The organism is Staphylococcus sp. HMSC061G12, from assembly GCF_001838465.1.
Classification (GTDB): Bacteria; Bacillota; Bacilli; order Staphylococcales; family Staphylococcaceae; genus Staphylococcus; species Staphylococcus simulans.
Genome location: NZ_KV837037.1, coordinates 1 through 1,256, shown reverse-complemented (window position 1 = coordinate 1,256; position 1,256 = coordinate 1). Strand labels below are relative to the sequence as shown.

Here is a 1,256-nt window from a genome sequence, read left to right as displayed (position 1 = left end):
TGACTTAATTCCCTTATCAGACCAATTTTGTAAAATTTTAAGTAGAAAAACTTTTGGGTTTTTTCCATGTTTTGAAGCGTATTGTATTGCATAGTAAATAATTGAATCATCAAATTTCATTAATAATGGGATTAATTCTTTCTGATATGCTGATGTTATTTGAATATTAAATTCTAATTTAATTTTTTGAAGGCATTTTAGTATATTACAACGACTGTTTTCTTTTTTTGTAGTAGTTGTAATATCAGTATCATTAATATCAGTATCATTAATATCAGTATCATTAGAGTTAATTTCATTAACTTCTTGAAGTAAAATTCTTTTATCTCTTGAAGTTAAATTACTTAACTTCTGGAAGTTAAAATTTTTAACTTCCTTGTCACTACTAGTTTTATCGATGTTTTCATCTTGTTGTAATTGATAAATATCATCATTAGTAACATTAGGTTTCATTAAATAAAGCATGTTAGGTTTATTAAGGCCTTGTCTTTTTTGCTCCAATAAATTTGCATTCTCTAATTCTTTCTTGATTTTTACTACTTTAGGTTTACTTACATTAAGAATGTTTTCCAGAGTTTCATTTGTATAAATAAAATAGATTGCATTGTCTGCGTCTACCCATTTATTCAAAATGGATAGTTCTAGTCGATCACGAAGAATAGCATATGCAATTTTTGCATCGTTTGATATATTTTTATAGATAGGATTTGTGAAAAACACTTTTGGTAATTGATAAAAACGTTCTTTATACTGTTCTTCTATATAGAATTTATTAGACATAATGAAAACCTCTTTCCATTTGATTTTATTGGACAGAGGTAATAAAACTTTTACAACATTTCAATTTTATTTAATAATATTGAGACTTGCACGTGTGGATTATATTTTATATAATGAGAGTACAATTTGAATTAAATAAACGTTGGCAACCGTTTTATTACCTTAAGGACAACTACTACCAATAGTTGTCCTTTTCCTATGATTATATATTATCATGCAGTATTCATTGCTGTAAATATTGCATATCATGTGAAATGGATAGTAATAATTGAAATAAATAATCAATATATATGTAGTTTTTTTATTAAAATTAAGGGTATGCTAGTAATATAGCTAGATTTCATGTAAAAACACCCAAAAGACCCGCTTACATTTAAAGTGAGCGGGTCTTTTAAAATTACTCTAAGATAGGTACACATTATTTTTTCTTCTATAATAAATCCGGTTGATGAGATAACCTAGCGGTTATTTCTCAA

The 1,256-nt window shown here is 26.0% G+C and carries 1 protein-coding gene; it reads right to left on the bottom strand.

The genetic code is table 11. The annotated features are described in order from the left end of the window. Positions 1 to 780: DnaD domain protein (locus HMPREF2937_RS03650; protein WP_142351398.1), on the bottom strand; the 780-nt coding region annotated here is incomplete at its 3' end. Between the last annotated feature and the right edge of the window lie 476 nt (positions 781 to 1,256).